The organism is Chryseobacterium sp. ON_d1, assembly GCF_006829085.1.
GTDB lineage: Bacteria > Bacteroidota > Bacteroidia > Flavobacteriales > Weeksellaceae > Chryseobacterium.
The window spans coordinates 71,897-93,493 of sequence record NZ_BJTC01000010.1; the positions used below are offsets into that span (position 1 = coordinate 71,897).

A 21,597-nucleotide genomic window follows, 5' to 3' on the forward strand; every position below is an offset into this window, starting at 1 on the left:
AAATGGAATCTATCATAGTACATCCTAAAAATTCTATGGAACTGAGTGCACTGAAAAGTGTGCTGAAAGAGATGGGTATTAAATTTGAAAAAGCACATGTTAAAAGCTCATTCAACGGACAGAAAGTGGTCAAGAAAGCAAGCGATAACAAAAATGTAAAGCCGGCAGCAAAGCCTTCAAAACCTAAAGGACAGTAATGAAAAAGATATTAGCCATAACATTTCTTGTGTTATTAATTGATCAGGCTTCGAAAATTTATATTAAAACCCATTTTAATCTGGACGACAGCATCACTGTTTTACCAGGCTTTAAACTGACGTTTGTAGAAAACCCCGGAATGGCCTACGGGTTTCACTTCGGAGGGATTATCGGAAAATATTTCCTTGTAATCCTGAGAATATTCCTGATCGGAGGAATGGTGTATATGTTCAAAAAATGGCTGAGAGAAGGAGCTTCCAACTATCTTTTAATCCCAATGGCAGTGATCTTTGCAGGGGCGATCGGAAATCTTATTGACGGAATGTTCTACGGAATGATCTTCGACAGCGGGACTGTTTATGATCCAAGCATTGACCGATGGATCGGCTATGGAGGCATCTCAAAATTTGCTCCTTTTGGTCATGGATATTCCACTTTCATGAAAGGATGTGTTGTAGATATGCTTCACTTCCCGTTAGTAGACTGGAATGTTCCTGAAAGCTGGCCTCTGATAGGTGGAAAACATATTGAGTTTTTCAAATATATTTTCAATGTTGCCGATTCTGCCATTACCGTAGGTGCAGCATTCTTATTAATATTCAGAAAAAAAGCTTTCCCGAACGGTCTGGAATTTTAAAGGATATATTCTGATGAAAAAAATAATCAAAAATATTTTTAAAATTTTCCTGCTTCTTCTTGTTGCAGGAATTATTTTTATTGCCTGGGCTAATTATAGCATCAAAAAAGACAGCGGGCCATTCGTTTCCTACAATATTGCTGATGTGCCGGAAGCAAAAACAGGTTTGTTACTGGGAACCGGGAAATTACTGAACAACGGAACCCCTAATGCATATTTTTACAACAGAATTAAAGCCGCAAGCGATTTATATAAAAGTGGAAAAATACAATATATAATTGTCAGCGGTGACAACAGTACCAAAGATTATAATGAACCTGAAGATATGCAGCAGGCATTGACGGAGAATGGAGTTCCAAAGGATAAAATTATTTTAGACCATGCCGGATTCAGAACGCTGGATTCTGTTGTAAGAGCGAAAGATATTTTCAGCCAGACAAAACTTGTTATTATCTCTCAGAAGTTTCACAATGAAAGAGCCGTTTTCCTGGCCAAAAAAAATGGAATGGAAGCATTTGGATATAATGCCGCAGATGTGAATAAGTATGCAGGCTTAAAGACCAATTTGAGAGAGTATTTTGCGAAAGCTAAAGCGTACTGGGATCTTCTTTTTGGGATAGAACCTAAATTTGGAGGAGAGAAGATTGTGATTCCTTAGTTATTTTAACCGCGGATTTCACAGATTGAAACAGATAATTGAAAGGCAGATTGATGATTTTGGATTGATAGATTTTGGCTCAAGCCAATAGACGGATGTTGAATTTTAAGCTGGCTGGGCTAAAGCCCACCCCTATTGGATCCAGATACTTAAAGGAACATCTTTTATCTTTTATCTTTTATCTTTTATCTTTTATCTTTTATCTTTCGTTATTCCCGGCAAACCTTGTAAATTTGCAATTCATTAATTTTTAAATATAAATTTTAAACAAATGTCAAGAATTCTTACCGGCATTCAAGCCACCGGAACACCCCATCTTGGAAATTTATTGGGGGCAATTATTCCTGCAATCGAACTATCTAAGCAGGAAGGAAATGAATCATTTTTATTTATTGCGAATCTTCACACCCTTACACAGATTAAAGATGCGCAGATTTTAAGACAAAATACCTACGAGATTGCTGCGGCTTGGCTTGCTTGTGGATTAGATACTGAAAAAACATATTTCTACAGACAAAGTGATATCGCTGAAACCTGTGAACTTTCTTGGCATTTATCATGTTTTTTTCCTTATCAAAGATTAACATTAGCCCATTCATTCAAGGATAAGGCAGACAGACTTCAGGATGTCAATGCAGGTCTGTTCACTTACCCTATTCTGATGGCTGCAGATATTTTACTGTATGATGCAGAGATCGTTCCTGTAGGAAAAGATCAGCTTCAGCACCTGGAATTCGCCAGAGATGTTGCCTCAAGGTTCAACAATCAGATGGGTGAAATTCTTGTATTGCCACAGTCTGAACTTCAGGAAGACACCAAATATGTTCCTGGAACAGACGGTCAGAAAATGTCAAAATCCCGAGGAAACATCATCAATATTTTCTTACCGGAAAAAGAACTTAAAAAACAGGTGATGAGCATTGAAACGGATTCTAAAGCTTTAGAAGACCCTAAAGATCCTGAAACGGATAAAGTTTTTGCCATTTACCAGCTGATTGCTACTCCGGAACAAACCGAGGAATTAAGAGCCAAGTATCTTGCCGGAAACTTCGGATACGGACATGCTAAAAAGGAATTGCTGGATCTGATTCTGGTACGTTTTGAGAAGGAAAGAGAAACGTTCAATTATTATATGAATAATCTTGATGAGCTTGAAGCAAAGCTTCAGCAGGGAGCTGAGAAAACCAGACCTATTGCTCAGGAAACTCTTAAAAGAGTAAGAACAAGCTTAGGATTTTAATTCTGAGTTTTAAAATATAAGAAAGCCTTTCCAATGAAAGGCTTTCTCTATTCATTGTAGCGACTATTATTTTTAGTCAGGATAAAGTAATGCATATGATCTCCGTATTCATAGGCAATATCCCAAGCCGGGTATTGTTTGATAATGGTCTTGATGATAGACAGCCCCAATCCGGTAGATGTACGGTCTGATCCCTGTTTATAGAACCTGTTAAATATCCTTGACTGATCCAGAGGCACAGGAGTTCCGCTGTTTTGAAATACGATCCTGTTATTTTCAATGATAATATTTAATGTTCCTTCTTCATTATTGTATTTGACTGCGTTTTTAAGGAGATTGGACAGTAGAATGCCTGCCAGATCGTGATTAAAATCAGCTATAAATTTTCCTTTTTCAATAATACTGACCTCTATTTTTTTAAACGCAATAAAGTCTTCGTAATTCTGAACCAACCGGATAATCATTCCGTTAAAATCAATATCTGAAGTTGTATTAAACTGGCTGTTTTCAATTTTGGAAAGCATTAATAAAGATTTATTTAACCCTACCATTCTTCTGAGATCATTTTTCACCTCCGAAAGCAGGCTGATGCTTTTTTCATCAAGTTCTTCATTTTGAATTTGCAGATCTATTTTATTGATGACAATGGCCAAAGGGGTTTGAAGTTCATGAGAAGCGTTTTCAATGAATTGTTTCTGCTGATGAAATACAATCTCATTACGTGCAATCATTTCGTTGATTTCTACATTGAGTTCTTCAAACTCGGTGATTTTATAATTCTGCTTTTCCTGAGAAAAAGGAATTCCAAACTGATATTTTTTAAGCTTGTCCAGAATCTGATAGAAAGGTCCCATCGCCTTATTCAACAAATATCCGTTGACTGCTACAATACTTATGACCAAAAGGATATAAAGTACAATTAAAGCAGTAGTAAGATCATAGATCAATTCGTCTTCTTCTACCGTTGAAGTTCTTATAACAAGTCGCTGATGGCCTTTGAACTGATCCATAAAGTCTGCTTCCAGAACTCTGTAAGGCTGGTCTTTATCATCATACTCCATATAATACATCTTGTTGTAAAGCCTGCTTTTGTTCTGATAATCCTGAGCTTTAACCGGATTGATTTTAAATTCATTGAATCCAAATTCATTATTTTTCAGCAACTGAGGATTTAGGTATACAGCTTTGATAATCTGTATTTTTCTGTCTCTTAATCCATCATCTACATTATCATGTACTTCATCCAGGATATAAGCATAAAAAAGGCCCGCCCATACCGCAATGATCAGCAACAGGATCATGATAAGGTATTTTATCGTGTAATATTTTAATGAAACTTTCATCAGACAAATTTATAGCCTATACCGTATACAGCCTGAAAGTCTGCTTCAGCGTTGACTGTTTTTAACTTTTTACGAAGATTTTTAATTTGGGAGTAAATAAAATCCAGACTGTCTGCCTGATCAATATAATCTCCCCAAATCGCCTCTGCGAGTGTAGTTTTTTGTAATGTTTTCTCCGGATGAATGGCAAAATAATATAACAAATCATACTCCTTACGATTCAGTATAAGCTCCTCGCCTCCTACCAAAACTTTTCTGCTATCCGGATCAATACTGATATTTTTGTATTTAATAATATTCTCCCCATCCTGATGATTGCGTCTGATGACCGATTTTATTCTCGCCATTAACTCTGCAAGATGAAAAGGTTTCGCAAGATAATCATCTGCACCAATCTCCAGCCCTGTGACCTTATCATCTACAGAATCTTTTGCAGACAAAATGATCACCGGGTCCTTTTTATGCATTTGTTTTATCTCTTTCAACAGATCAATTCCATTACCGTCGGGAAGCATGATATCCAAAAGAATGCAGTCATATTCGTAAGAAATAATTTTTTCCAGTCCGGAGTAATATGTATCAGCATATTCCACCACAAAATGTTCTGCTTCCAGAAATTTCTGCACCGTATTTTTTAATTCCGGTTCATCTTCTACTATTAATATCTTCATATGCGATTTGAGCCTCTGTTACAGGATTAAACTTATATCAAATATATGAAATTAAAAGCCGGAAGGATTGAAGAGGGAAGCCGGAAGTAATGTGTACAGCTTATAACATCTGTAGTTTTCCGCTCTTTCCCCTTCCTGTTTCCAGCTTCCTTAAAATCAATTCGATTTCACATATCTTCCATCTTCGTCAAAAACGAGACATAAGCCATTCATCAGATTAATTTTATAAGCGTTATATTTCCTTTCAATAGAGTCTATTACACTGCCGGGGTGGTGCTTTGTCATAAAAGACACAATACTCTTTCTAATCTTATTGGAAGAATCTCTTCCTCCATTACTTCTAATTAAGCTCCAGTTGACCATCATACTAATTTTATTGTTATACTTCGTTTAATCAGTCATCAATTTTTTTAAAGTTTCCGTTCCTGTCAAATTCAAGCTCTAATCCATTGGAAAGTTCTGCTTTGTAAGACCATCTTTTCTTTTCTATTTTGATGATATAAGTATTAGGAAAATTTTTCGTACTGTAATTTCTGATTGACATGGGAATAAAGCCATACGGAATTTTCTGATGCCTGCCATCCACTTCTTTCCAGTTACCGCTGCTGTCGAACTCCATTTTCATTCCATTGGTCAGGTATACTTTGTACTCATCCACGCCATAGATTTCTCTGTCTTCTATGGCAGAGTTTACAGGGATGCCTTTAAAATGGACAGAAAGAAAGTTTTTAGCTGTCTTAGGCAGCTGATTGGCTGTGATTGCCCTGTCCTGTGCAGCAGCCAGGCTTCCCATCAATAAAAATATGACCATCAATACTCCGGTGATTTTCTTTGCATTTTTCATACTATTACATTTTCTGTTGTTAATATGGAGCAAAGTTCATCATCAATTTGGGAAAGAATTAGGAAAATGGTTGTGGTAAAATAAATAGACTCAAAATTTAATGTAACTATGGGTTGACGCAGATGATCAAAGATCTTAACATGGGTTTTTAAAATACATTGAGAATAAAAAAGCCGCTAAATTGAGTTTAGCAGCTTTTATGAGATTTTATAATCTTATATTTATAAGTATTCTTTGATCTGGTGCAGATGGGTAATAGCTTTTAATCCTTCCTTCTGCTTATCTTCTTTATAAACATCAAAGAAAATAGCATCCATTCCAAAATCTGTAGCGCCCATCGCATCAGCAATCCAGTCGTCCCCGATAAGGATGCTTTCTTCTTTTCTGGCTTCAGAAAGCCCCAGAGAGTATTCAAAAATCTTTGGATTTGGTTTTCGTACTCCTACAGAATCCGCACTGGTAATAGTTTTAAAATAGGGTGCAATTCCGGACAGGATACATTTCCTTTCTGTTACCTCCTGAAATCCGTTGGATATAATATGCAATGTATAATTTTTGGCTTTCAGGTATTCCAGAACATCTTCTGCTCCTTCCACCAATTCGTTATGACTTACAATATTATCAAGGAAGTTTTCCTCAAAATAAAGGGCCAATTCTTTATTCTCTACACCAAAATGTTTAAATGAGTGATAAAAACGGTATTCTCTCAAATATTCTTTGCCAATAATTCCGTCTCTGATCTTTTCCCACAATTCTTCATTGATATCATGATAAACAGAATGAAACTCTTCAAAATCGATATGGTACTTTGAAGTAATTTCCTGTTTTTCAAAAAGGTCTTTGATGGTAAGATAGGCATTTCTGCGATGATCCCAGAGTGTATTATCCAGGTCAAAAAAAACGTGCTGCATTTTCATACAGCACAAAGTTAATAATTTTAATTTTTCGAGATAGGGTAGTTTTTGCTTTTGCTCTTCACAACTTCAAGGTTTTTGGAAAAATTAAGCAAAAAATCAATGGTTTGTTTCTTAGGTTTCAAAGTTTTCACTTTTAAAGAATCATTTTTTTTCATAGGCGAAGTATGTTTTTCTTTAAAACGTGAAATTTTACTAAATATTATTTATCTCGTTAATATTATATTATTTTCATCCATGATTTTTCTCAGGTTTATGAGTGCATATCTTACTCTGCCCAGTGTAGTATTAATGCTCATATCCGTATGATCTGCAATTTCTTTGAAACTCAAACCATCAAAAAATCTCAGCTTGATGACTTCCTGCTGGTTGGGTGGCAAAAACTGAAGCATTCTCATAAGATCTTCCTGTATCTGGTTGGTGACAAGCTGGTCTTCAATATTTTCAGAAGGCTCCCTGATTAAATCAAAAATAGAATATTCGTCCGTTTCAAAAGTAGTTTCTGAAACTTTGATATTCTTGGCTTTTGATCTGAAATGATCAATGATTAAATTGTGAGAAATTCTTTTTGCCCAAAGAATAAATTTACCTTCTTCGTTATAGCGCCCTTCTTTCAGCATAACAATAATCTTCATAAAAGTGTCCTGAAAGATATCGTTGGCCAAATCTTCATCATTAATTTTGTAAAAAATGAATGTAAAAAGTTCTCTCTGATGTCGGTGAATAAGGGTTGACAATGCACCCTCGTCTCCTTTCTGGTAAAGGGAAATTAGTAAACTATCCGATTTTGATTTCATAACTCTTCTCAATATAAATATTTGCAGACAGGTATTCCTCCAGATATGATATCTGGCCTTTGCTGTATAAACAAAACAGTTCTAGAGTAGAGTCTATTCTATAGGCGGTACAAATTATTATGATGTAAATATAATAATTTTTTAATAACTGTTAACCAATTATTAAATTTCTGAAAGAAAAATTTAAAAAAAATCACTTAAACATGTCATGAATGAAGACCGTAGGGATATTTAATGTAAAATTAATATTCAAGCCTTTCATTTCTTTTCCGTTTAATCGGGTGTCTCCGACAGGAAAAGCATATCCCCCTGTAAGATCCAGCATTCCAAATAAGGTGACCCCTATCTTAGGGGCAATGTATTTATTGGTACCTTCCACTCCCGCTAGAAAATAATATGAGTGGTAGAAATCCACATTCTTTTCAAAATTAAGTAAAACATCAGCCTGCAGCTTTGGCATAACAGCAAATCTGGAATCCACAGACCCCATCAGGGCAGATCCTCCCAATCTGTAAATCACATCATCATTTTTAAGGAAAAGCAATTTACCTCCTACTTCGCCAAAACTTTGATTCTGATAAGTATACCCCACAGTGATCATTTTGTGCATGGTATATTGAGCTTTTACCAACGTACTTAGCAAAGACAGGGACAGGATGGCAACTACAGTTCGAAAATTCATCATCTTTCTATATTATTAAGGTGTAAAATTAAAAAAAACTGCCTTATCGAAAGATAAAGCAGTTCATTATTATTCTTTAAAGGGAAAATTAAATTCCGAAAGCGGCTTTAATTTCCTCTACTTTGTCTAATTTCTCCCAAGTAAAAAACTCAAGGCCTTTGAGTGTAAGCTCATTTTTATGCCCTTTATTGAAAGTTTTATCAGCTACATAGTGTTCTTTCCCCATGTGCCCGTAAGATGCTGTTTCCTGATAGATAGGGTTTCTCAGTTTTAAGTTCTGCTCAATAGCATAAGGCCTTAAATCAAAGATGGCAGAAACTTTTTTAGCAATTTCACCGTCATGAAGATCTACTTTTGCAGTTCCGTAGGTGTTGATATATAAACCACAAGGTTCAGCTACCCCAATTGCATAAGAAACCTGTACCAAAACTTCATCAGCAACTCCTGCAGCTACTAAGTTTTTAGCAATATGTCTTGTTGCATAAGCAGCACTTCTGTCTACTTTAGACGGATCTTTTCCTGAGAAGGCCCCACCACCGTGGGCTCCCTTGCCTCCGTATGTATCAACGATGATTTTTCTTCCTGTAAGACCAGTATCTCCGTGAGGTCCTCCGATGACGAATTTTCCTGTAGGATTAATGTGATATTTGATCTGATCATTAAATAAAGCTTTGATTTCCTCTGTTTGCTGAGCAACGACTCTTGGAACCAGAATATTTTTAATATCCTCACGGATCTTATTCAGCATTTCTTCTTCTGTTCCGAAGTCATCATGCTGAGTAGACACTACGATAGAATCAATTCTGATAGGTTTGTGATCATCAGAATACTCAATAGTAACCTGGCTTTTTGCATCAGGACGAAGGTAAGTAATCTCTTTATTTTCTCTTCTGATGGCAGAAAGTTCTTTCAGGATCGTATGGGCAAGATCCAACGCAAGAGGCATATAATTAGCCGTCTCATTAGTGGCATATCCAAACATCATTCCCTGATCTCCGGCACCCTGTGCATTCGCTTTAGCTTCGAAAGATTCGTCATTTACGGCTCTGTCAACCCCCTGGTTGATGTCAGGTGACTGCTCATGGATTGCAGAGATCACCCCGCAAGAATCTCCATTGAACATATATTCTCCTTTTGTGTATCCAATTCCGTTGATTACTTCTCTGGCAATGGTCTGTACATCAAGATAAGCATCTGATTTTACTTCTCCTGCCAATACCACCTGTCCGGTAGTTACAAGAGTTTCACATGCTACTTTTGAATCTTTATCATATGCTAAGAAATGGTCAATTAATGCATCGGAAATTTGATCGGCAATTTTATCCGGATGTCCTTCTGAAACTGATTCAGATGTAAATAAATAAGACATATAATTCTTTTGTTTTAAAGATTTAAAATTTTGTTTGCGAAAAATATGAATGAAATTGCCCAGAAAAAAGAATACTGTTTTAGCATTTTTTTATAGAGGTTGCAATCAGGTCAAATTTTTCCTCGTAATAAACGTCAGCAAATTTAAGTACTATTTTCGTAATACTCAAAAATTTTGTTTACTAATTATGCTTTTATTTAAATTGATGATTTCTATCACTTTAAGGCATTCTTATTACTGTGGCTTAATGCTTACAAACTCTTTTGGACTTTCGTGATAATTCAGCTTAAGTTCTAAAGAATTTTTGATGGAATGTGATAATTCATCAATGATTTTTTGCTTAAAGGTTGGCTTATAGTAAATAATACTGATTTCACGATAAGGGAAAGGTTTTTTGAATCTGAAAACATTTTTCTTCTGTTCCTCAGAAAGCTGGCTCAATGCAAGCTCAGGCAGAATACTGATTCCCCCTACCTTATCTACCATATGTACTAAAGTCTGAATATTGGAAGCAAGGAAATCCAGATTTTTGGGTTTCAATGTATTTTCCTTCAGATGGCAGATATTCTCAAACTGATTTCTAAGACAGTTTCCTTCTTCAAGAAGCCATACTTTCTCTACATTCAGTTCTTCAGGAATGATATAAGAATTCTTTTTATTGGCTTCCGTATTGGAACTGTAAATCATCAGCTCTTCATTGAATAAGAAATCCTGGTAAAACTCGTCAGCCGTATCATAAGGAGTAGAGATAATTCCCGCATCCAGTTCTCCCGCTTTTAGAGCTTTAATAATATTATCCGTAGTCATTTCTTTTACATTCATCTGGATTTTTGGATTTTCTTCAAGAAACTTGAAGATTTCCGTAGGCAGTATGAAAGAAGAAACTGTAGGAATGATTCCCAGGTTAATGGTTCCTCCTAAAATATTATTCAACAGGTTAGCCTTGTTTTTCAACTCATTCACAGACTCGATAATTACTTTTGCCTGATCAATAATCTGAAGACCTACATCTGTAGTACGGATCGGGTGAGTCGTCCTGTCGAAAACCTTCACATCCAGTTCATCCTCAAATTTCTGTATCATGGCACTTAACGTAGGTTGGGTAATAAAACACGCCTGAGCGGCTTTACCAAAATGTTTATACTTATCAACAGCGATAAGATACTCCAGTTGCTGAATGTTCATTTGATTAATATTATCTATTACAAAGATATAACGTTTTTGCTATTAGCAATTAAAAATTCAAGTAAATTTGATATTCACTACCTTTACACTTGGATTTAGAAAAAGAACAATTATTCAAATCATCAATTATATGGATTCTAAAAAATTAACGTTAAGTAACGGAGCACCTTATTTTGAACATCAGGATTCACAGACGGTAGGACCAAGAGGCCCGGTATTACTGCAGGACTTTATTCTTCAGGAAAATCTTGCACATTTCGTTAGGGAAAGAATTCCTGAAAGGATTGTGCATGCCAAAGGAAGCGGAGCATACGGCACATTTACTGTAACCCATGACATCAGCCAGTACACGAAAGCAAAGCTGTTTTCAAAAGTGGGAAATTCATGCAGAATGTTTGCAAGATTTTCTACTGTGGGCGGCGAGAAAGGAAGCGCAGATACCGCAAGAGACCCGAGAGGTTTTGCCTTAAAGTTTTATACTGAAGACGGAAACTGGGATCTTGTAGGAAACAATACACCTGTATTCTTTATTAAAGATGCTAAAAAATTTCCTGATTTTATTCACACTCAAAAAAGGGTTCCAAAAACCAATTTAAAAAGCGCAACGATGATGTGGGATTTCTGGAGTTTAAATCCGGAATCGCTTCATCAGGTTCTTATATTAATGTCTGACAGAGGAACTCCATACGGATACCGTCATATGCACGGATTCGGCTCCCACACTTTCTCCATGATCAATGATAAAAATGAAAGAGTATGGGTAAAATTCCATTTTAAAACAAAGCAGGGAGTCAAAAACTTCACCGATGAAGAAGCAGTAAAAATGGCTGGGGAAAACCCTGATTTTGCACAGGAAGATCTTTGCAATGCTATTGAAAGCGGAAATTTCCCGAAGTGGACGATGTATATTCAGGTAATGACAGAAGAACAGGCCAAAGATTTCAGATGGAATCCTTTTGATGTTACCAAAGTATGGTTCCATGATGATTTCCCTTTAATTGAAGTAGGAGAAATGGAACTTAACGAAGTCCCTGTCAACTACTTTGCCCATGTGGAGCAGTCTACTTTTTCACCCAGCAGCCTGATTAACGGGATCAGCTTTTCACCGGACAAAATGCTGCAGGGAAGATTATTCTCTTATCCTGACGCGCACCGGTACAGAGTGGGGGTCAATTCACATCAGCTGGAAGTGAACAGATGTCCTTTTGCAGTCAACAATTATCAGAGAGATGGTTATATGGCAGACTCAAGCTCCTATCAGGACAAACCGAATTATCATCCGAACAGTTTTGATGATATCAAACCTGACCCATCCTACAAAAACTTTGAGTATGAGCTAGACAGTGCTCATGTTGCCAGTTACAACAGAAATGACAACGACAGTGATCATTATACACAGCCGGGGCTGCTTTACTCAAAAGCAATGAATGCAGAAGACAGAGATCATCTGATCAAAAATATAGTAGGCAGTATGAGTGGCATAAGCGGACCTAAAAAAGACGAGATTATTAACCGTCAACTGTGTCATTTTTTCCGTGCCAACATTGAGCTTGGCATGAAAGTAGCTTCTCAGCTAAATGTCAATATTGATGCAAATATGATGAATCATTCCAAATAATCATATTGAACGATAAATTAAAAAAAAGGAAAAAAAAATAATATTTTTTCCTTTTTTTTGTAAAAAATTCATAATTTGCAAAGGATGATATTTTAAAGTGGAAAAATGAGTTACGAGAACATATTATTAAAAAAAGAAGATAAATTATCTATCATTACCATAAACAGACCTGAAAGTTTAAATGCCTTAAACGCAAAAACAATTCAGGAAATCAGTACCGCATTGGACGAGCTTGACACTGATACTTCCTGTAGGGTGATCATCCTTACCGGAAGTGGAGAAAAATCCTTCGTAGCGGGAGCTGATATCAAGGAATTCAGTGATTTCGGACAGGAAAAAGCTGAAGAACTTGCGAGAAACGGACAAAATAAGTTGTTCAACAAAATTGAAAACATGTCTAAACCTGTCATTGCGGCCGTGAACGGTTTTGCATTAGGAGGAGGTTTAGAGCTTGCTATGGCATGCCACATCAGATATGCATCGGAAAACGCCAGATTAGGACTTCCTGAAGTAACGCTCGGATTAATTCCGGGTTATGGAGGAACCCAAAGGCTTCCCAAACTTGTCGGAAAAGGTATTGCCAATGAAATGATCTTCTCTGCCAAAATGATCCCTGCTCAAAAAGCAAAAGAGATCGGACTGGTCAATGAAGTATACCCTATAGAAGAATTATTAACCCAAACGAAAGAATTAGCAAACACGATTGCCCACAACTCACCAATGGCAATATCTAAGGCTATCAACGCCGTGAATTTATCTGACACAGAAAAAGGTTTTGAAACTGAAATCAAGTATTTCGGTGAACTTTTTGATATGGAAGATAAGAAAGAAGGAGTAACTGCTTTCCTGGAGAAAAGAAAGCCGAACTTCTAGATTTTAATCCAAATTATTTCGAAAAAACAATGCTGTGGTATGAATAAGTTTGATAAAGCTTATCTAAAAATGGCTCAGGAATGGGCAAAACTCTCCTACTGTAAGAGAAAACAGGTAGGAGCTCTTATCGTAAAAGATAGGATGATTATTTCAGATGGTTACAACGGAACTCCTTCGGGATTCGAAAACTGCTGTGAAGATGAAGAGGGAAAAACACACTGGTACGTATTACATGCGGAAGCCAATGCTATATTAAAGCTGGCTGCTTCCACACAATCTGCAAAAGGGGCAACGTTATATCTGACGCTGTCACCCTGTAAAGAATGCAGCAAGCTGATTTTACAGGCAGGAATTACGAGACTGGTGTATATTAATGAGTATTCGGATGACGATGGTATATCGTTCCTGAGAAACCATAATATTGAAATAGAACAAATATCGGACTGTGAACTAAAAAAATAAGCACAAATGACTTGGGATGAAAAGATCAAAGATTTTGAAATATTTCTTCGTTTCGAAAGAAATTTTTCAGAAAACACACTCGACGCCTACGTTCGGGACATTAAAAAATTAAAAGATTACGCAGAAGAGGATCTGGAAAATGTCGGTCCGGACTCTATCGGCTACGAAAACCTGCAGGAATACATTTTCAATCTTTCCAAACAGAAATTCAGTGAGAGATCACAAGCGAGATGGATATCCTCCATCAAAGCCTTTTTCAAATTTCTGCTTGAGGATGAATATCGTGAGGACAATCCTGCGGCACTACTTGAAGGCCCTAAACTGGGGCTATACCTACCGGACACTTTAAGCCTGCCTGATATCAACAAAATTATTGCTGCTATTGAGGTCAATACAGATCTCGGAAAAAGAAACCAATGCATCATAGAGGTACTATATGGCTGCGGACTACGTGTTTCTGAACTGATTGATCTGAAGATCTCCAATATCAACTTTAAAGAGCAATACATCAAGGTACACGGAAAAGGAAACAAAGCCCGTTTTGTTCCTTTGGCCGACTATACCGCTGATCTGCTCGAAAGCTATATCAAAGAGGTGCGTTCTAAGGGTAAAATCAATAAGAAATATGAAGACACTCTGTTTTTGAACAGCCGCGGGACTTCTATGTCCAGAGTAATCGTATTTCTTATCATTAAAGAACTTACAGATAAAGCAGGGGTTAACAAAAAAATATCTCCACACACATTCAGGCATTCGTTTGCTACGCATTTATTGCAGAATGGAGCAGATTTACGTTATATTCAGGAAATGCTGGGCCATTCCAGCATTACAACGACAGAGATCTATACGCACCTGAAAACTGAAGAATTAAGGGATGTTATTTTGAGTTATCACCCGAGAAATATTAATATCGCTCAATGAAAGTATTGAAATATTGTCCAAGCTGTGGCAAAGAGTCCTTACACTGGGATGGTGAAAAGAAATGGAGCTGCCCGGAATGCGGTTTTACTTTGTATAATAATGTGGCAGGTGCTGTAGCAGTAGTCATCAGATACGGAGACGAAATTTATCTTACCAGAAGAAACAGAGATCCTAAAAAAGGGAAACTCGATCTTGCGGGAGGATTTGTCGACCCTAAAGAAAGTGCAGAGGAAACCTGTAGAAGAGAACTTTTTGAAGAACTTCAGCTTGATATTGATATTTCTAATCTGAAATACCTTACCAGCCTTCCTAATATCTATCAATATAAGGAAATTGATTACAATACAATCGATCTCTTTTATGAGTACAATGTTTCGGAAAAATTTAAGGTAAGTCTCGAACTCTCCGAGATCTCAGAAGCGGTTTGGATTCCCTTACAGGATCTGGATCTTGAAGATATTGCTTTTGATTCTCAGAAGAGATTTTTTGAGGACTATTTAAAAAAATAATTTTTGTAAAAATTCTCCCGCAGACTTTACAGATCAACAGATATTTTAAACCATCTGTTTAGTTTGTAAAGTCTGCGGGAGTTTTTTATTGTAGAAATTAATATGTTTTGGCAGTCAGTATTTCTTCAAAATACTGAATCAGCAATGCTCTTTCTGCTTCTGAAAGATTAGCTTCTCTGTGGTAAACTATATAACCGGGCATTGGCATTGTCCTGTTCTGGATCGTTTGAACAGCTTGAGTAAGCATATTCTTTTTCAAATCCTTATTATAGCTTCCCCAAACAGAAAAATTAAGATGCTCCCTGCCTTCATTCACGTGGCTTTTTACCGACCACGAAACAGGAGCAATAAATGCATATTTAGGATAAACTGTTTCATTGGAATGACAGTCATAACAAGCATTTTTAAGCAGTGTTCTGATCTTTTCCGGTGATTTTCTCGCATCTACAAAATTTACAGCAGGATCAACAGGTTTATTAACTCTGTCAACAGGAAAAAACTGAATCAGTGCAAACGCGACCAATGTCCAGAATAGTATTTTCTTAGCGGTCTTCATCTGTTTATTTTGCCGGAGTTAAAACGGCATTGCCGGATTTAAATTCTTTCTTCAATAACTGTTTTGTTGTCGCAGATTCAGCAGGCAGCTGAGTTGTTGATGTAGAAGAAGGAGCAGGCACAGAAGTTGAAGCAGGTGCTGCAGTTGGTGATTTTGGACTATCCAGCGTTCTTGTGTCCTTTAGGTCCCAATCTTCTCTCGTTTCCCATAAAGCTCTGACAATAACTTTTTTATAGAAAATATAAGCATCTTCAGCGAAAATATCATTGGCAAAATCTGCCTCATCCCAATATTTATTCCCGTTATTATCTACCAGAATTCTCACAATATATTCTCCCGGCTGCAGAATATCAAATTTCACCTTATCTCCTTTCAAATACTTTTGATAGGCTATTTTGTCTGAAGAATCAACCAACTGGATCCAATAATTTGCAGTCGGAGCATTCGAAATGGAGAATTCAACACTTCCGAACTGATCTACTTTTGCCACATCGAAATCAAAACGCTTTGATTGGGTATTTTTTGTAAAGAATGAAGACACCGTTTCTTTAGGAACAGTAAGTTCATAGCTTTTTCCAGGTATAAAATCTGACTGAATCTGTATCTGATATGGATTTGTTTCTGAGATTTTAGCATTGAATGGCAAAACGTTTAAACTGTCTCCTTTGATATTCAATGTCCATTTCGAAGGATCAATTTTATCAACAATATAATTGGATGCAATTTTTAAATCTGATTTTGGCGCCAGTGAACTTCCGCCGTTATCACTAAAAACATCCATCGCATTCTTCTTATTATATTTGTAAAATAAAGAAACACTATAGGCACTGTCTTTTTTCGGCCCTTTATTATGAGTAAAGATAAGTTTTTCATTAGCAGTCTGTCCGACATCATCTTTTACGGCATCAAACCATATTCTGACAGAATCAGATTTCGGGTTGTGCGTTATTTTAACGTCCTTCAGTTTTTCGTTCAGTGACTGTACCTTTACGTCTTCAGGGTTCCCTTCAAATGTCATCAGAACACCTCCTGCGATCTCTTTCATTTCAACATACTTCACAGGTTTTTTTGAAGGATATACTTTTAAATTTAATCCTGAAATCGATTTCTCAACATTGATCGGATCTTTCTGGAAACCTACTTTTTCTTTTCCTGGATCATACATAGAATTTCCGTTCTCATCCTCGAAAGCGATAATTTTATATTTTCCTGGGGTAAGATAGTTTAATTCATAATATCCGTCTTCATCTACCTTAGTAATATAATAAGGCTTCTTCTTATAATCCATGGTATCTTTTACCTGATACAATCCAACCACCAGTTTATTCTCAGCTGACGCAGCAGCTTTCTTTTTAGTATCTAATGCATCCTTTACCTCACCACTGATGTACAGATCATCCAGTTTATCTCCCGTAGAAAAAGCAAAATTGAAATACCTCAGCACATTCGACTCGTTATTATCAACAATGGAATTCCCGAAATTAAAATTATAGGTAGTATTAGCCTGAAGAGTATCTGTCCACTGAATCAGCACAAACCTGTTTGCAATATTAGAGGGAAGGATCCTCGTTATTCCCTTAATAGGAGGCGAGATAATCAGATTTTTATTGATATCTTTCAATGTTACATATTCATCAAAATCCAGGCGGAGTTCGCGAATATCCCTTTTAACATTAATTCTTGTTGTATCAATGTTTGAACTTAAAAATCTTGGTGCCAAAGTATCTTTAGGCCCACCAACAGGAGACCCTACTCTTGCACATGAGTGTACAAGAAAACAGATAATGAATAATAAAAGAAACCTTTTCATGAAAATGTTTAAGCAAAAGTAAACATTATTCTCCAAAAACTTCCTGTCCGGAATTCAAACTATCTTTATTGTCGTTCATCACTGTATGAAGCTTATCTTTCTGCAAAGGAAAATCCTCGAATAATCCCGATAAAGCCAGAGCCGTATACACTTTATTTGAATATTTATTTCCAATGGCTACAATGGTCACTTTAGATTTTAAAAGATGAGCAAATACAGAATTTGTACCATGCCACCATCCGTTATGATAAGTCAGCTTTTCTCCATTGTCGAATATTTTCATTCTGAAGCCTAATCCATAGTTATTCATACCTGCTTTTTCATTGCTGTAAGGAGTGAAAACCATCTGCATCAGTTCCGGCTTCAGGAAGTTTTTTGAAAACATTGCTTTTGAAAAATTATATAAGTCTCTTGGGGTCGTATATACATTTTTATCTCCGTAGATAAGATCCAGCCTGTCCAGAGGATAAAGCTTATTTCCGCCGTAATAGAAAGACTGTGAAGCAGTAGGAATATCTTTTTCCTGGAAGATGTAAGTATTATTCATTTTCAATGGGGTGAAAACCATTTCTTTCATCGCCTGAGGAAAAGGAGTTTTGGTCACTTTCTCAACCAATAAAGCCAATAAAGCAAAGTTCGTATTACAGTACATAAATCCGGTATCCGTATCCCTTGCCAGGTCCGGTTTATACTTGATAATCATATTCAATACATCCTGATTCGTAATAAACGGTTTGGAAAGCTCTGCCGGAGCCGGTTGTATCTTGGTAATAAAATATTCGTATTTTGGAAGACCGCTTCTTTGATCCAGTAAAGTCTGAACTGTAACATTGGGATAAGGAAATCCCGGAAAAAACTGAGTCAGGTGATCTGTAAGTTTTATTTTCCCGGCCTCTATCAGCTTCATCATGGCCATAGCTGTTAATGTTTTTGAAACGGAAGCTACGTGCAAAGGAGTATTCTTATCAATTGGCATCTGGTTTCCTTCTCTTCCGAAACCTCTGTAATTTTCGTATAGAATTTCATCACCTTTGGCAACAAGAATTCCTCCGCTCAGATTTCCTCCTTCCCATACTTTTTTATAATACTGGTCTATATAACTCACCGTAGTCTGTCTGTTCAGAAGCTGTCCGTCACCTTTCGTGAAAACATTTCCAAGATCTACGTTTCCATAGTTAGGAAGATTGGTGGTATTTTCTACTGAAACCTCTTTGGCTTCAGACTTTTTTTTACAAGAAAACAGGGATAAAAAAACAGTTAAGATAAGTACTAAATTACGCGTCGTCATGAGATTCAAAAATGAGCGGCAATTTAATAAAACTCAAAATAAATAATAAATATGAGTTGGATATTATGAATTATTTAACATAAATGAATGGAGAAGTAAAAATATGGCATAACTAAAATTGCAAAAGGACAAAATAGAGAAAGCAAATTTCTTTTAGAATCAAATGGGAGGACCGGCCTGCCCTATTATCCTTCCACCAAATGTGATAAGACCGTAAAGACTTAAAACAGCAACATTCAAATCATCCTGATTACAATAATAATCATCAATTGTTCCATAGGTTGAATACTCTGAAATATTAAATCCCTCTTCAATATCATTGTAATAAATTACTCTTCTACCTATTAATCCTACCACCCAAAAACCACCTCCTTCCCGTCCGTAATCTACTTCGTCCCATTTTTCAGGATATATTTTGATTAAATCCCAGAAGTTTAAAAGATTTCCATTGAAGTCTTTTTCTGCGGAGTAAATTTTTGCAAATATTTCTTCAATGGTTATTGGTGTCCAGATCATGATATATAGTTAATTGCTTTTTCAAAATTATTATAAAGTGAAAGTTAATAAAAAAGCAGATTCACTTTTTGTAAATCCGCTTTTTTATATTTTATTTTTTAAAATAGTTAACAATGTGAAGCAACTATTTTATCTACAATGAACTGAGCCAGTTTTTCTTTGCTCTGATGGGTCCAGCCGGCAATATGCGGCGTTACAATCACTTTTTCAGATTCAAGAAGATATTTTAAATCTTCATTTTCTGCTTCAAGGTGTTCGAAAGAAGATTTTTCATATTCCAGTACATCCAGACATGCTCCTTTTACTTTTCCGGACTTCAACGCTTCTACTAAACTTTTAGTTTTCACATTTTTCCCTCTTGCTGTATTGACAAAATAAAACCCGTTTTTCATCCCATTAATGAAAGTTTCGTCAATAAGGTAATGCGTCTCAGAAGTCAAAGGAATATGTAAGCTTACAACCTCTGCAGACTGTTTCAGTTCTTCCAGGGAAACCTGAGTGGCATATTCATCTGAAAGGTCAGGAAGAATATCATGAAAAATCACTTTACAACCGAATCCGGAAAGCCTTTTGGCTGTAGCTTTACCCATATTTCCATATCCGATCAACCCGACTGTTTTTCCTAACAATTCATCCCCTCTGTTTTCTTCACGTTTCCAGATCCCGCTTTTCACTTCCTGGGAGGCAATGAAAAGCCTGTTCATGATAACCAGCAGCATTCCTACTACGTGCTCTGCCACAGAATCCCTGTTTCCTTCCGGAGAATTGATCAGTTGGATTCCCAGTTTTTCAGCGACAGGTATATCAATATTCTCCATTCCGGCTCCTACTCTTGCAATAAACTTCAGGTTTTTACCTTTTTCCAGAAAGTTCTGATCTAATGGAATACGGCTTCTGATGATAATTCCGTCATAATTCTCAATTTTCTTACAAACCTCATCATAGGATGACGTAAAATCCTCTTCCAGTATAAAATCCTGAGCTAAAAGCTGTTCAGTGATAAGAGGATGATTTTTATCTAAAAGAAGTATTTTCATTTTTTATTTAATGGTTTTAGAGATAGGAACATATTCCTAAGATTACTGTTTTTATTCTACCGCAAAGTTCGCAAATTTCTGAAAAAACAAATGCTTTTAAGCTCACAAAGGCGTTAGCACTCAGCAAAGTTTAAAAGCATTTTTATGGATAAAGTATATAACTCTATTTTTTGTCTTTCTTAGACTCCTGCGGCTCCTGGAATAACTTTTTAAGTTCTACAGATTCCAAAGGTTTCATTCTTCCGGAAAGGATCAGTGAAAGTTCTTTTCTACGGAATGCAGCAGCAAATCTTTCTTTTTCCTCATCTGTTTCGGGAATCATTTCAGGAATAGGAATCGGACGGTTGAATTCATCCACTGCAACGAAAGTATAAATTCCTGCATTAGTGTGGACTTTCTTCTGATTGATCGGGTCATCCAACCATACATCCACATATACTTCCATAGAAGTAGAGAATGCTCTGGAAACTTTAGATTCCAAAACCACTACTCCACCCTCCGGAATCGGATGATTAAAAGATACGTGGTTTACAGAAGCTGTAACTACTCTTCGTTCGCAATGTCTTGCAGCAGAGATAGACGCACAACGGTCCATTTTTGCCAAAAGCTCACCACCGAAAAGGTTTCTTAAAGAATTGGTTTCGTTCGGAAGAACGATATTGGTCATAATGGTCAGAGATTCTGACGCTTTTTTTATTTTTGCCATCTAGTCTTAGTGTTGTTTGGAACGGCCGGAGCGGGTTTCGCTTCTTTTCCGACAGGTGTTACTAATGAATCTTTTTTCAAAGAATCTGAAACAGGTGTTTCCGTAGGGTGTACCATCATCTTAACCGTATCTTTTACGATTCTGTGGGTAGATGTCTGTACAGAAACCTTATTGAAAGATTTTTTCCCAAAAAGAAGCTCCTGCTGGGTCAATGCCAGATATACAATCCCCAGAACCGGAATAATCAGAAGGAAAATCCAGAGAATTGTTTTTTTGAATTTAAAATCCTTTTCACGATTCACTGTTGCATTCACTTTTTCTCCGTTATTGATATCTGAAAATCTGATTTCTTCCAATCCATAAAAGTCAGGACGCCCGGATTCTATTCTTTTCCCCTTGAAATGGGTGTGTCCTTCTTCAATGAAAACAGTTCCAAGGTTTTGAATTTCAAGAACCTGTTCGGCCTGAAGCTTTTTCTTCCAAAAATCAGTCTGGATTTTAAGATCACTTTTGGAAGCTTCCAGGGACATCTGTTTATGTTCTGCAATAAAAGCAGTAAGATCTTCAGTCTGTACTTCGTAATCTATTGTAAATTCAATCTGACTGGCCGGAGGTAAAATACTTCCGTTTTCGGAATTGATGATCGCCTTAGAATTTTTCAGTGAAAACACCCCAAAGCCTGGAACCGTGGCAGTTCCAAATTGTTTTAAGTATTCTAAAATGTATGCTGAAATATTCATTTGGCAGCAAATTTATAACTTTT

25 protein-coding genes are annotated in these 21,597 nt (G+C 36.5%); 9 read left to right on the top strand and 16 right to left on the bottom strand.

Annotated elements, in window-relative coordinates; genetic code table 11:
- Positions 1 to 2 precede the first annotated feature (2 nt).
- From CRS_RS16220 to trpS, 4 genes are all read left to right on the top strand, one after another.
- Positions 3 to 197: a DUF2683 family protein gene (locus CRS_RS16220; protein WP_002983775.1), complete on the top strand. Its 195-nt coding sequence runs from the start codon at positions 3 to 5 to the stop codon at positions 195 to 197.
- Complete coding sequence (locus CRS_RS16225; protein WP_142725068.1) at positions 197 to 835, top strand: lipoprotein signal peptidase; 639 nt, start codon at positions 197 to 199, stop codon at positions 833 to 835. The genes CRS_RS16220 and CRS_RS16225 overlap by 1 nt, the downstream gene beginning before the upstream one ends.
- Before the next feature lie 13 nt (positions 836 to 848).
- Complete coding sequence (locus CRS_RS16230; RefSeq protein WP_142725069.1) at positions 849 to 1,493, top strand: vancomycin high temperature exclusion protein; 645 nt, start codon at positions 849 to 851, stop codon at positions 1,491 to 1,493.
- 271 nt (positions 1,494 to 1,764) lie between these two features.
- Positions 1,765 to 2,733, top strand: a complete 969-nt coding sequence (gene trpS, locus CRS_RS16235) for a tryptophan--tRNA ligase (protein WP_142725070.1) — start codon at positions 1,765 to 1,767, stop codon at positions 2,731 to 2,733.
- A gap of 47 nt (positions 2,734 to 2,780) precedes the next feature.
- Here trpS and CRS_RS16240 read toward each other — a convergent pair whose 3' ends face one another.
- The 9 genes from CRS_RS16240 to CRS_RS16280 all read right to left on the bottom strand — a co-directional run bounded on the left by CRS_RS16240 (position 2,781) and on the right by CRS_RS16280 (position 10,538).
- A complete protein-coding gene (locus CRS_RS16240) occupies positions 2,781 to 4,076 on the bottom strand; it encodes a HAMP domain-containing sensor histidine kinase (protein ID WP_142725071.1) in 1,296 nt (431 codons plus the stop codon).
- Complete coding sequence (locus CRS_RS16245; RefSeq protein WP_142725072.1) at positions 4,076 to 4,747, bottom strand: response regulator transcription factor; 672 nt, start codon at positions 4,745 to 4,747, stop codon at positions 4,076 to 4,078. Before CRS_RS16245 ends, CRS_RS16240 begins: the two co-directional genes overlap by 1 nt.
- A 156-nt stretch (positions 4,748 to 4,903) precedes the next feature.
- Positions 4,904 to 5,113 (bottom strand): PepSY-like domain-containing protein, encoded by a 210-nt coding sequence (locus CRS_RS16250; RefSeq protein ID WP_142725073.1) that lies wholly within the window; start codon positions 5,111 to 5,113, stop codon positions 4,904 to 4,906.
- A gap of 28 nt (positions 5,114 to 5,141) precedes the next feature.
- Positions 5,142 to 5,591, bottom strand: coding sequence for a PepSY-like domain-containing protein (locus tag CRS_RS16255; RefSeq protein WP_142725074.1), 450 nt, complete (start codon positions 5,589 to 5,591; stop codon positions 5,142 to 5,144).
- A 221-nt stretch (positions 5,592 to 5,812) separates the two neighbouring features.
- Positions 5,813 to 6,508 carry a YjjG family noncanonical pyrimidine nucleotidase gene (locus CRS_RS16260; protein WP_142725075.1) on the bottom strand — a complete coding sequence of 232 codons (696 nt, stop codon included), beginning with the start codon at positions 6,506 to 6,508 and terminating at the stop codon, positions 5,813 to 5,815.
- A 203-nt stretch (positions 6,509 to 6,711) separates the two neighbouring features.
- Positions 6,712 to 7,302: an RNA polymerase sigma factor gene (locus CRS_RS16265; protein WP_142725076.1), complete on the bottom strand. Its 591-nt coding sequence runs from the start codon at positions 7,300 to 7,302 to the stop codon at positions 6,712 to 6,714.
- A 193-nt stretch (positions 7,303 to 7,495) separates the two neighbouring features.
- Complete coding sequence (locus CRS_RS16270) at positions 7,496 to 7,987, bottom strand: hypothetical protein (protein WP_142725077.1); 492 nt, start codon at positions 7,985 to 7,987, stop codon at positions 7,496 to 7,498.
- An 85-nt stretch (positions 7,988 to 8,072) separates the two neighbouring features.
- The gene (gene metK / locus CRS_RS16275) at positions 8,073 to 9,353 is read right to left on the bottom strand and encodes a methionine adenosyltransferase (protein WP_142725078.1); all 1,281 of its coding nucleotides are present in this window, start codon (positions 9,351 to 9,353) and stop codon (positions 8,073 to 8,075) included.
- 234 nt (positions 9,354 to 9,587) lie between these two features.
- The gene (locus CRS_RS16280; protein WP_065396444.1) at positions 9,588 to 10,538 is read right to left on the bottom strand and encodes a LysR substrate-binding domain-containing protein; all 951 of its coding nucleotides are present in this window, start codon (positions 10,536 to 10,538) and stop codon (positions 9,588 to 9,590) included.
- Between the two features lie 130 nt (positions 10,539 to 10,668).
- Here CRS_RS16280 and CRS_RS16285 point away from each other — a divergent pair, with 130 nt between their 5' ends.
- The 5 genes from CRS_RS16285 (at position 10,669) to CRS_RS16305 (ending at position 14,921) form a co-directional block, all read left to right on the top strand.
- Entirely contained in the window at positions 10,669 to 12,156 is a 1,488-nt protein-coding gene (locus tag CRS_RS16285; RefSeq protein ID WP_142725079.1) for a catalase, read from the top strand.
- 105 nt (positions 12,157 to 12,261) lie between these two features.
- A complete protein-coding gene (locus CRS_RS16290; RefSeq protein WP_142725080.1) occupies positions 12,262 to 13,029 on the top strand; it encodes an enoyl-CoA hydratase/isomerase family protein in 768 nt (255 codons plus the stop codon).
- A gap of 39 nt (positions 13,030 to 13,068) precedes the next feature.
- Positions 13,069 to 13,491, top strand: coding sequence for a dCMP deaminase family protein (locus tag CRS_RS16295; RefSeq protein WP_002983800.1), 423 nt, complete (start codon positions 13,069 to 13,071; stop codon positions 13,489 to 13,491).
- A gap of 6 nt (positions 13,492 to 13,497) precedes the next feature.
- Positions 13,498 to 14,412: a site-specific tyrosine recombinase XerD gene (gene xerD / locus CRS_RS16300; RefSeq protein ID WP_142725081.1), complete on the top strand. Its 915-nt coding sequence runs from the start codon at positions 13,498 to 13,500 to the stop codon at positions 14,410 to 14,412.
- The gene (locus CRS_RS16305) at positions 14,409 to 14,921 is read left to right on the top strand and encodes an NUDIX domain-containing protein (RefSeq protein WP_142725082.1); all 513 of its coding nucleotides are present in this window, start codon (positions 14,409 to 14,411) and stop codon (positions 14,919 to 14,921) included. Before xerD ends, CRS_RS16305 begins: the two co-directional genes overlap by 4 nt.
- A gap of 97 nt (positions 14,922 to 15,018) precedes the next feature.
- Here CRS_RS16305 and CRS_RS16310 read toward each other — a convergent pair whose 3' ends face one another.
- The 7 genes from CRS_RS16310 to CRS_RS16340 all read right to left on the bottom strand — a co-directional run bounded on the left by CRS_RS16310 (position 15,019) and on the right by CRS_RS16340 (position 21,574).
- Positions 15,019 to 15,477: a heme-binding domain-containing protein gene (locus CRS_RS16310; protein ID WP_142725083.1), complete on the bottom strand. Its 459-nt coding sequence runs from the start codon at positions 15,475 to 15,477 to the stop codon at positions 15,019 to 15,021.
- A gap of 4 nt (positions 15,478 to 15,481) precedes the next feature.
- Positions 15,482 to 17,287, bottom strand: coding sequence for an Ig-like domain-containing protein (locus tag CRS_RS16315; protein WP_142725084.1), 1,806 nt, complete (start codon positions 17,285 to 17,287; stop codon positions 15,482 to 15,484).
- A gap of 25 nt (positions 17,288 to 17,312) precedes the next feature.
- Positions 17,313 to 18,575 carry a serine hydrolase gene (locus CRS_RS16320; RefSeq protein ID WP_142725085.1) on the bottom strand — a complete coding sequence of 421 codons (1,263 nt, stop codon included), beginning with the start codon at positions 18,573 to 18,575 and terminating at the stop codon, positions 17,313 to 17,315.
- A gap of 159 nt (positions 18,576 to 18,734) precedes the next feature.
- Positions 18,735 to 19,091 (bottom strand): hypothetical protein, encoded by a 357-nt coding sequence (locus tag CRS_RS16325; RefSeq protein WP_228451279.1) that lies wholly within the window; start codon positions 19,089 to 19,091, stop codon positions 18,735 to 18,737.
- A 107-nt stretch (positions 19,092 to 19,198) separates the two neighbouring features.
- A complete protein-coding gene (locus CRS_RS16330; RefSeq protein ID WP_142725086.1) occupies positions 19,199 to 20,128 on the bottom strand; it encodes a 2-hydroxyacid dehydrogenase in 930 nt (309 codons plus the stop codon).
- Positions 20,129 to 20,291: 163 nt separating this feature from the next.
- Positions 20,292 to 20,834, bottom strand: a complete 543-nt coding sequence (locus CRS_RS16335) for an acyl-CoA thioesterase (protein ID WP_002983813.1) — start codon at positions 20,832 to 20,834, stop codon at positions 20,292 to 20,294.
- Positions 20,822 to 21,574 carry a hypothetical protein gene (locus CRS_RS16340; RefSeq protein ID WP_142725087.1) on the bottom strand — a complete coding sequence of 251 codons (753 nt, stop codon included), beginning with the start codon at positions 21,572 to 21,574 and terminating at the stop codon, positions 20,822 to 20,824. Before CRS_RS16340 ends, CRS_RS16335 begins: the two co-directional genes overlap by 13 nt.
- Positions 21,575 to 21,597: the final 23 nt, after the last annotated feature.

Coding starts and splice junctions, on each gene's coding strand:
- CRS_RS16240 (WP_142725071.1), bottom strand. CDS start 4,076: ATGAAAGTTTCATTAAAATATTACACGATAAAATACCTTATCATGATC.
- CRS_RS16245 (WP_142725072.1), bottom strand. CDS start 4,747: ATGAAGATATTAATAGTAGAAGATGAACCGGAATTAAAAAATACGGTG.
- CRS_RS16285 (WP_142725079.1), top strand. CDS start 10,669: ATGGATTCTAAAAAATTAACGTTAAGTAACGGAGCACCTTATTTTGAA.
- CRS_RS16270 (WP_142725077.1), bottom strand. CDS start 7,987: ATGATGAATTTTCGAACTGTAGTTGCCATCCTGTCCCTGTCTTTGCTA.
- CRS_RS16320 (WP_142725085.1), bottom strand. CDS start 18,575: ATGACGACGCGTAATTTAGTACTTATCTTAACTGTTTTTTTATCCCTG.
- CRS_RS16280 (WP_065396444.1), bottom strand. CDS start 10,538: ATGAACATTCAGCAACTGGAGTATCTTATCGCTGTTGATAAGTATAAA.
- trpS (WP_142725070.1), top strand. CDS start 1,765: ATGTCAAGAATTCTTACCGGCATTCAAGCCACCGGAACACCCCATCTT.
- CRS_RS16315 (WP_142725084.1), bottom strand. CDS start 17,287: ATGAAAAGGTTTCTTTTATTATTCATTATCTGTTTTCTTGTACACTCA.
- CRS_RS16310 (WP_142725083.1), bottom strand. CDS start 15,477: ATGAAGACCGCTAAGAAAATACTATTCTGGACATTGGTCGCGTTTGCA.
- CRS_RS16330 (WP_142725086.1), bottom strand. CDS start 20,128: ATGAAAATACTTCTTTTAGATAAAAATCATCCTCTTATCACTGAACAG.
- CRS_RS16295 (WP_002983800.1), top strand. CDS start 13,069: ATGAATAAGTTTGATAAAGCTTATCTAAAAATGGCTCAGGAATGGGCA.
- metK (WP_142725078.1), bottom strand. CDS start 9,353: ATGTCTTATTTATTTACATCTGAATCAGTTTCAGAAGGACATCCGGAT.
- xerD (WP_142725081.1), top strand. CDS start 13,498: ATGACTTGGGATGAAAAGATCAAAGATTTTGAAATATTTCTTCGTTTC.
- CRS_RS16290 (WP_142725080.1), top strand. CDS start 12,262: ATGAGTTACGAGAACATATTATTAAAAAAAGAAGATAAATTATCTATC.
- CRS_RS16250 (WP_142725073.1), bottom strand. CDS start 5,113: ATGATGGTCAACTGGAGCTTAATTAGAAGTAATGGAGGAAGAGATTCT.
- CRS_RS16225 (WP_142725068.1), top strand. CDS start 197: ATGAAAAAGATATTAGCCATAACATTTCTTGTGTTATTAATTGATCAG.
- CRS_RS16305 (WP_142725082.1), top strand. CDS start 14,409: ATGAAAGTATTGAAATATTGTCCAAGCTGTGGCAAAGAGTCCTTACAC.
- CRS_RS16340 (WP_142725087.1), bottom strand. CDS start 21,574: ATGAATATTTCAGCATACATTTTAGAATACTTAAAACAATTTGGAACT.
- CRS_RS16260 (WP_142725075.1), bottom strand. CDS start 6,508: ATGAAAATGCAGCACGTTTTTTTTGACCTGGATAATACACTCTGGGAT.
- CRS_RS16255 (WP_142725074.1), bottom strand. CDS start 5,591: ATGAAAAATGCAAAGAAAATCACCGGAGTATTGATGGTCATATTTTTA.
- CRS_RS16220 (WP_002983775.1), top strand. CDS start 3: ATGGAATCTATCATAGTACATCCTAAAAATTCTATGGAACTGAGTGCA.
- CRS_RS16265 (WP_142725076.1), bottom strand. CDS start 7,302: ATGAAATCAAAATCGGATAGTTTACTAATTTCCCTTTACCAGAAAGGA.
- CRS_RS16325 (WP_228451279.1), bottom strand. CDS start 19,091: ATGATCTGGACACCAATAACCATTGAAGAAATATTTGCAAAAATTTAC.
- CRS_RS16230 (WP_142725069.1), top strand. CDS start 849: ATGAAAAAAATAATCAAAAATATTTTTAAAATTTTCCTGCTTCTTCTT.
- CRS_RS16335 (WP_002983813.1), bottom strand. CDS start 20,834: ATGGCAAAAATAAAAAAAGCGTCAGAATCTCTGACCATTATGACCAAT.